The 7,021-nt window shown below is 72.4% G+C and carries 7 protein-coding genes; 4 read left to right on the forward strand and 3 right to left on the reverse strand.

The window, feature by feature from the left end; all coding sequences use genetic code 11:
* The 3 genes from ACYC1Z_RS13245 to ACYC1Z_RS13255 form a co-directional block, all read right to left on the reverse strand.
* A partial coding sequence (locus ACYC1Z_RS13245) for a ferritin (protein WP_461409999.1) occupies positions 1 to 511 on the reverse strand: 511 nt, incomplete at its 3' end.
* Positions 512 to 653: 142 nt separating this feature from the next.
* Complete coding sequence (locus ACYC1Z_RS13250) at positions 654 to 1,184, reverse strand: YbhB/YbcL family Raf kinase inhibitor-like protein (protein WP_461409993.1); 531 nt, start codon at positions 1,182 to 1,184, stop codon at positions 654 to 656.
* Between the two features lie 152 nt (positions 1,185 to 1,336).
* Positions 1,337 to 1,801 carry a DUF1801 domain-containing protein gene (locus tag ACYC1Z_RS13255; RefSeq protein ID WP_461409994.1) on the reverse strand — a complete coding sequence of 155 codons (465 nt, stop codon included), beginning with the start codon at positions 1,799 to 1,801 and terminating at the stop codon, positions 1,337 to 1,339.
* Positions 1,802 to 2,017: 216 nt separating this feature from the next.
* On the opposite strand from ACYC1Z_RS13255, the gene ACYC1Z_RS13260 reads away from it, so the two are divergent.
* The 4 genes from ACYC1Z_RS13260 to ACYC1Z_RS13275 are packed head-to-tail and all read left to right on the forward strand — an operon-like array spanning position 2,018 to position 6,611.
* Positions 2,018 to 2,590, forward strand: coding sequence for a 2-oxoacid:acceptor oxidoreductase family protein (locus tag ACYC1Z_RS13260; protein WP_461409995.1), 573 nt, complete (start codon positions 2,018 to 2,020; stop codon positions 2,588 to 2,590).
* Positions 2,583 to 3,803 carry a pyruvate ferredoxin oxidoreductase gene (gene porA / locus ACYC1Z_RS13265; protein ID WP_461409996.1) on the forward strand — a complete coding sequence of 407 codons (1,221 nt, stop codon included), beginning with the start codon at positions 2,583 to 2,585 and terminating at the stop codon, positions 3,801 to 3,803. The genes ACYC1Z_RS13260 and porA overlap by 8 nt, the downstream gene beginning before the upstream one ends.
* A gap of 10 nt (positions 3,804 to 3,813) precedes the next feature.
* The gene (locus ACYC1Z_RS13270; RefSeq protein WP_461409997.1) at positions 3,814 to 4,992 is read left to right on the forward strand and encodes a thiamine pyrophosphate-dependent enzyme; all 1,179 of its coding nucleotides are present in this window, start codon (positions 3,814 to 3,816) and stop codon (positions 4,990 to 4,992) included.
* A 2-nt stretch (positions 4,993 to 4,994) separates the two neighbouring features.
* Positions 4,995 to 6,611 (forward strand): NAD(P)-binding protein, encoded by a 1,617-nt coding sequence (locus tag ACYC1Z_RS13275; RefSeq protein ID WP_461409998.1) that lies wholly within the window; start codon positions 4,995 to 4,997, stop codon positions 6,609 to 6,611.
* Positions 6,612 to 7,021 lie beyond the last annotated feature (410 nt).

The raw sequence follows: 7,021 nt of genomic DNA on the forward strand, positions 1-7,021 counted from the left end.
GTGCGTCGGCCGACGCACCGGCGGCGCCGGTCTGCTCCCGGGCGACGTAGTTCTCCAGGTCGAAGAGGTTCTCCCCGGCGCGCCGGGCCACCGTCAGCAGCGTGGTGGCGGAGGCGACCTCCTCCACCTGCTCCTTGAGGAACCAGAGCATGAACTGCTCACCGAGGGCGTCGTTCTCCGCACGGGCGGCGCGGAAGATCGCCTCGATCTGCGCGGTGACCTGCTGCTCCTGGGCCAGGGCGAGCGAGAGGGGCTCGGTGACGTCGGCGAAGTCGTTGCGTACCGGGGAGCCCGCCGGGATCTCCACCTCGAGGCTCCGGTCGAGCATGTACTGCACGATCATCATCGCGTGCGTGCGCTCCTCGACCGCCTGCCGGTAGTAGTGCGCCGCCAGCTGGGGCAGGTCGTGGGAGTCGAACCAGACTGCGATGGCGATGTACTGCTGGTGCGCGTCGAACTCGTGGCCCACCTGCTCGCGCAGCAGGCGGAGATATGTCGTCGGTTCGCTCATGGCGCCACGATAGCCGGGGAAGGTCGGCGCGGCGAGGACACCGGTACCGGCGCGGACACCGGTACCGGTGCGGACGAGTGCGCCGAAGGTGCCGGTGCCGTCCTCCCCGAGTGCCGCCGTCGGCCCTGGCACGGGCCCCCGCTCACCGGGCCTGGTGGGTGACCGTCAGCGTCGCGCGGGCGATGGTGTGGAGGAGGGTGTGGAGCCCGACGTTCGCGGGGGAGTCGTCCTCCTCGAGCTCGAGCGTCTCCGTGTCGAGCGCGTGAACGGCGAAGACGTACCGGTGCGGCCGGTCCCCGGCGGGCGGGTCCGCCCCCTCGTAGGAGTGGGCGCCGCCGTCGCCGCGCACGTGGAAGCCCGCACCCGGGAGCATCAGGTCGGACTCGCCCGCGCCCTGCTCCAGCTCGGTGATGTCGGGGCCGAGGTCCACGACGGTCCAGTGCCACCAGCCCGACGGCGTCGGTGCGTCGGGGTCGAAGCAGCTGACCACGAAACCGCGGGTCTGCGCCGGGAACCCGCTCCAGGCGAGCTGGGGGGAGACGTTGCCGCCGGCTGCCGTGAACGCCGCGGGGATCGCGGCACCGTCGGTGAGATCGGTGGAGGTCAGGGCGAAGGACGGGACGGTCGGGAGCTTGTCGTAGGGGTCCTGCGCCTGCGGACGGTCGAGGTTCACGGGGCGGTTCTCCTGGTGCTCGGCGGTGGGCCCGAGGGCCCCTCGGACCCAACCTAGGCCCAGGTCGGTGGTCTCCGCAGGGCGGCTCGCCGGGGCGGAGACGGGCGGCCACCGGTAGCCCACCGGCGGCTACCGGTGCGGTCGCTGCTCGGCTACCGGTCCCGGATCCGCCTGTACGTCTCGATGAACCGGTCGACCGACATGCCGGCGACGGTGCGGGCGAGGAGGTCGTGGTCGACCTCCTCGGGGGTGCGCAGGCGCAGGCAGGACTTGCCCATGTCGAGCTTCCCGGTCGAGGAGCGCCACGACTTCCGGAAGGTGTCGAGCTCCTCCGACACCGAGTACACGCCCATGAGGTAGACCGAGACGTAGTTCTTCTGCGCGCCGATGCTCACGTAGGCCAGCGGCTGCTTGTTGTAGGTCGCGGGGAACCGGTCGAGCGGGATCACCCAGGTGGGCATGCCCCAGTGCATGCCGAGCTCGTAGCCCTGCGGCATCGCGGTGGCGACATCGTCGAAGACCGAGCCCACCAGATCGCGCCACCGCTCCGGCACGGCCCGCAGGTAGGCCGCGACGTCGTCGGGCAGTGGCACGTCCGGGCGCGGGTTGGAGGCCATCACCCCATGCTAGGCGGGGCCCTCGCGGCCGGCCCGAGCGTGCCTTCGAGCCGGGCAGTGCCCGCCGGCCCGCCTGCGCCGGCTCGCCGGCTCTCCCCGGGTGGTCCGCGGCTCCGCGCGCCGCGGTCGGCTCCCGGCGGGCAGGCCGGACGTTGGTCCCGGTCGGGGACCCCGGCCAGCCCGTACAAAGGAGGTGCGCTACGACGAGGAGGTCAGATGTTCCAGGTGCGCATCCATGGGCGCGGCGGTCAGGGCGTGGTCACCGCCGCCGACCTGCTCGCCCACGCGGCATTCCGTCAGGGCAGCTACGCCCAGGCGTTCCCGAGCTTCGGCTCCGAGCGCACCGGTGCGCCGGTGGTCTCCTTCTGCCGGGTCTCCGACGCTCCCATCCGCGTGCGGGAGCCCGTGCTCACCCCGGACGCGGTCATCGTCCAGGACGCCACCCTGCTGCGCTCGATCGACGTCTTCGACGGCCTGCGCCCCGGCGGATTCGCGCTGATCAACTCCCGGCACAGCATCGAGGAGCTGGGGCTCGCCGAGGAGCTTGCGGGCCTGCCACCCGGGCACGCCATCACTGTGCCGGCCACGGAGATCGCCGTCGAGCACCTCGGGCGCCCGCTGCCCAACGCCGTCCTGCTCGGGGCCTTCGCCGCCCTGCACGGCCGTCTGGATCTCGACGCCGTGCTCGCGGCCCTGCGCGCCCGGTTCCCGGGCGAGACGGGGGAGAAGAACGTGGCCGCGGCGACCGCCGCCCACGACACCGTCCGGACGGAGCACGCCCATGCGTGAGCAGATCGAGGGGTCCAAGGCCGTCGCCCGGGCCGTGGCCGCGGCCCGCCCGCACGTCATCGGCGCCTACCCCATCTCCCCGCAGACCCACATCGTCGAGGAACTCTCCAAACAGGTGAAGATGGGGAACCTGGCCGCCGAGTACATCAACGTCGAGTCCGAGTTCGCCGCCATGTCGGTCTCGATCGGTGCCTCCGCCACGGGGGCGCGCGCCTACACGGCGACGTCGAGCCAGGGCCTGTTGTACATGGTCGAGCCGGTCTACAACGCGGCGGGCATGCGGCTGCCGATCGTCATGACGGTGGCCAACCGGGCCATCGGCGCGCCCATCAACATCTGGAACGACCACTCCGACGCCATGAGCCAGCGTGACTCCGGCTGGCTCCAGCTCTATGCCGAGGACAACCAGGAGGCGGCGGACCTGCACGTGCAGGCCTTCCGCATCGCCGAGGAGCTCTCCGTCCCGGTCATGGTGTGCATGGACGGGTTCATCCTCACCCACGCCGTCGAGCCGGTCGACGTACCCGAGCAGGACCAGGTCGACGCCTTCCTGCCCCCGATCGACCCGCGCCAGCGCCTCGACCCCGACCATCCCGTGACCATCGGCGCGATGGTCGGGCCCGAGGCGTTCACCGAGGTGCGCTACCTCGCCCACCAGGTCCAGCTCGACGCCGTCGACGTGATCGAGCGGGTGCGACGGGAGTTCAAGGCGGTCTTCGGACGCGACAGCGGCGGCCTCGTGCGGCCCTATCGCACCGAGGGTGCCGAGACCGTGGTGGTGGCGCTGGGCTCCGTGCTCGGCACGCTCAAGGACGTCGTCGACGACAAGCGCCGGCAGGGCGAGGCGGTGGGGGTGCTGGGCGTGACGTCGTTCCGCCCCTTCCCCTACGAGGCCGTGCGGTCCGCGCTGGCCGGTGCCCGCCGCGTCGTCATGCTCGAACGCGCCTTCGCACCGGGGGTGGGCGGCGTCGTCACCCAGGACCTGCGCACCGCCCTGGAGGGCACCGGGACCGAGATCGTGACCGTCGTCGCCGGGCTCGGCGGGCGCGCCATCACGCAGGCCGCGCTCGCCGGTGTCATCGCCGACGCCGGGGCCGGGCGGCTCGGCCCGCTCACGTTCCTGGACCTCCAGCTCGACGTCGTCGAGCGCGAGATCGCCCGAGACCGCACCGAACGGGCCCGCCGCACGGGCGCCGTCGGTGCGGTGCGCTAGAGGAGGACAGATGACCACCACGCCCGTGCGGTTCTACCAGGTCGGCAGCTTCGCCGTCGGCAACCGCCTGCTCCACCCCGACCTGGCCAGCGTCCAGTCGGACCCGGACCGGGCCAACGCGCTGACCTCGGGCCACCGCGCCTGCCAGGGCTGCGGGGAGGCGCTGGGGGCGCGCTACGCGCTCGACGCCGCCATGGAGGCCACGGACGGGCGCATGATCACGGTCAACGCCACCGGCTGCCTGGAGGTGTTCTCCACCCCCTACCCGGAGACGTCCTGGCGCGTGCCCTGGCTGCACTCGCTGTTCGGCAACGCCCCCGCCGTCGCCACCGGCGTGCAGGCCGCGCTCCGGGCCCTCGGCCGCCACGACATCCGTACGGTCGCCCAGGGCGGCGACGGCGGCACCGTCGACATCGGCTTCGCCTGCCTGTCCGGGATGTTCGAGCGCAACGACGATGTCCTGTACATCTGCTACGACAACGGCGGCTACATGAACACCGGCGTCCAGCGCTCCGGCGCCACCCCACCGGCCGCGCGGACCTCCACCACCCAGGCGGTGGGTCCGGAGCCGGGCAACGTCTTCGGACAGGGCAAGGACGTCCCGCGCATCGCGATGGCACACGAGATCCCCTACGTGGCGACGGCCACGGTCGCCGACCTGCGCGACCTCGAGGCCAAGGTGGCGAAGGCGATGACCATGCACGGCGCGCGCTACCTGCACGTCTTCGTGCCGTGCCCGCTCGGTTGGGGCTCCGCGTCCAGCCACACCGTGCGGATCGCCCGGATGGCGACCGAGTCGGGCGTCTTCCCCGTTTTCGAGGCCGAGCACGGCGAGGTCACCTCGGTGCGCAAGATCCGCCGTCAGATCCCCGTGGAGGAGTACCTGCGGCTGCAGAACCGCTACGCACACCTGTTCCGGCCCACCCGCAACGACGACGTCATCGCCCGGCTGCAGGCCGGCGCGGATCGCAACATCGCCCGCTACGGGCTCCTCGAGGACACCGCCGTGCCCGAGCCGGCGAGCGGCGAGCCGGTGCTGACCGGGCCCGCCCCGCACCTGGAGCACCCCGCCCGGCCCAGCGACGACCACGTCCCGACCACCTCGGCCGGTCCGGGGAGCCTGGACATGCACGAACGCCCGGCACCGGTGCCGCCGCGGCGCAGCTGGCGCGACACCGAGGAGGCATGACGATGGACAAGCCCTTCGCGATCACCCTGGACGTAGGGTCCTCGCTCGCCAACCGGACCGGGGCGTGGCGCGTCGAGCGCCCCGTCTACCGGAACTTCCTACCGCCGTGCAACGCCGCCTGCCCCGCGGGGGAGAACATCCAGGGCTGGCTCTACGACGCCGAGGACGGCAGCTACGAGAAGGCCTGGCGCACCCTCATGGCCGACAACCCGCTACCGGCCGTGATGGGTCGGGTGTGCTACCACCCGTGCCAGATCGCCTGCAACCGTGGCCAGCTCGACGAGGCCGTCGGCATCAACGCCGTCGAGCGCTTCCTCGGCGATGAGGCCATCCGCCAGGGGTGGACCGTTCCGGTGACCGCCCCGGACTCCGGCAAGCGCGTCCTGATCGTCGGCGCCGGCCCCACCGGGCTGTCCGCCGCCTACCACCTGCGTCTGCTGGGTCACGCGGTGACGCTGCGCGACGCCGCCCCCGCGCCCGGCGGCATGATGCGCTACGGCATCCCTGCCTACCGGCTCCCGCGCGACATCCTCGGCGCCGAGATCCAGCGCATCGTGGACATGGGGGTCACCCTCGAGCTCGACTCGCGCGTGAGCACCGTCGAGCCCGACCTGGACGAGTTCGACGCGGTGCTGCTCGCCGTCGGCGCCCAGATCGGCAAGCGCGCCTACGTCCCGGCCGGTGAGGCCGCGAAGATCCTCGACGCCGTGCAGGTGCTGCACGACGTCGCCGACGCCGACGCCCCCCAGCTGGGCCGGCGCGTGGTGGTCTACGGCGGCGGCAACACCGCCGTCGACGCCGCTCGCACCGCCAAGCGGCTCGGGGCGGAGGAGGCGATCATCGTCTACCGGCGCACCCGCGACCGGATGCCCGCACACGACTCGGAGGTCCTCGAGGCCCTCGAGGAGGGTGTGCAGATGCGGTGGCTGTCCACCATCGCCTACGCCGACGAGGGAAAGCTGACCATCGAGAAGATGAAGCTGGACGAGAACGGCTTCCCACAGTCCACCGGGGTGCTCGAGGACCTCGAGGCGGACTCGGTCGTGCTGGCGCTGGGCCAGGAGGCGGACCTGTCGCTCGTCGAGGGCGTGCCGGGCCTGGCGGTCGAGCAGGGTGCGGTCGCCGTCGACGAGAACCTCATGACCGGGTACCCGGGCCTGTTCGCCGGCGGAGACATGGTGCCGGCCGAGCGCACCGTGACCGTCGGCGTCGGGCACGGCAAGCGGGCGGCGCGCAACATCGACGCCTACCTGCGCCACGTCCCCGCGGTGGTGCCGGCGCCGGCGCCGGAGGCATCGTTCGGGGCCCTGAACACCTGGTACTACGCCGACGCGCCCCACCAGGTGCGGTCACGTCTGGAGGGGCCGCGCCGGGCCGGCACGTTCGACGAGGTGGTCAAGGGTCTGGACGCCGAGACCGCGCTGTTCGAGGCGCGACGGTGCATGTCCTGCGGCAACTGCTTCGGCTGCGACAACTGTTTCGGGGTGTGCCCGGACAACGCCGTGAAGAAGCTGCCCGACGGGACCTACGAGATCGACTACGACTACTGCAAGGGCTGCGGCATCTGCGTGGAGGAGTGCCCCAGCGGTGCGATCGAGATGATTCCTGAGACGCCGTAGCCGGTGCCGGTGCCGGTGCCGGGTTCCGGGAGCCGGTGCCGGGTGCCGGTGCCGGGTGCCGGGAGTTGGCGCGGCGTGCGGGCGTGATCGCGCTCGCGGCCCCGCCCGGGCTGGTTGCGCGGCACGGCTGCTTGCCCCGTGTGACGGCGCCCGCACGTTTGATCTCCGCTCGTTCCGGCACACCCACCCGCACGCGCCCCGACACCCATCTCCCTGCACCCGCTCCGACACCTCTCTCGTCGACGGCGGGTTCTTGTGCCGACGGCGCCTGGTCGACCACCCGCCGTCGGCACAAACACCCGCCGTCGACGAACCGCGACGAATCTGGGTGTGACCTCACGGGCGCAGCGGCGATGTCGGTGGAACGCACCAGACTCAGACCGCCGATCCTCTTCGGACCCGTCCCCCCC

Source organism: Georgenia sp., from assembly GCF_054605595.1.

Excerpts from the sequence above, each read along its gene's own strand:
- ACYC1Z_RS13260 (WP_461409995.1), top strand. The coding sequence starts at position 2,018 with ATGTTCCAGGTGCGCATCCATGGGCGCGGCGGTCAGGGCGTGGTCACC.
- ACYC1Z_RS13275 (WP_461409998.1), top strand. The coding sequence starts at position 4,995 with ATGGACAAGCCCTTCGCGATCACCCTGGACGTAGGGTCCTCGCTCGCC.
- porA (WP_461409996.1), top strand. The coding sequence starts at position 2,583 with ATGCGTGAGCAGATCGAGGGGTCCAAGGCCGTCGCCCGGGCCGTGGCC.
- ACYC1Z_RS13255 (WP_461409994.1), bottom strand. The coding sequence starts at position 1,801 with ATGGCCTCCAACCCGCGCCCGGACGTGCCACTGCCCGACGACGTCGCG.
- ACYC1Z_RS13270 (WP_461409997.1), top strand. The coding sequence starts at position 3,814 with ATGACCACCACGCCCGTGCGGTTCTACCAGGTCGGCAGCTTCGCCGTC.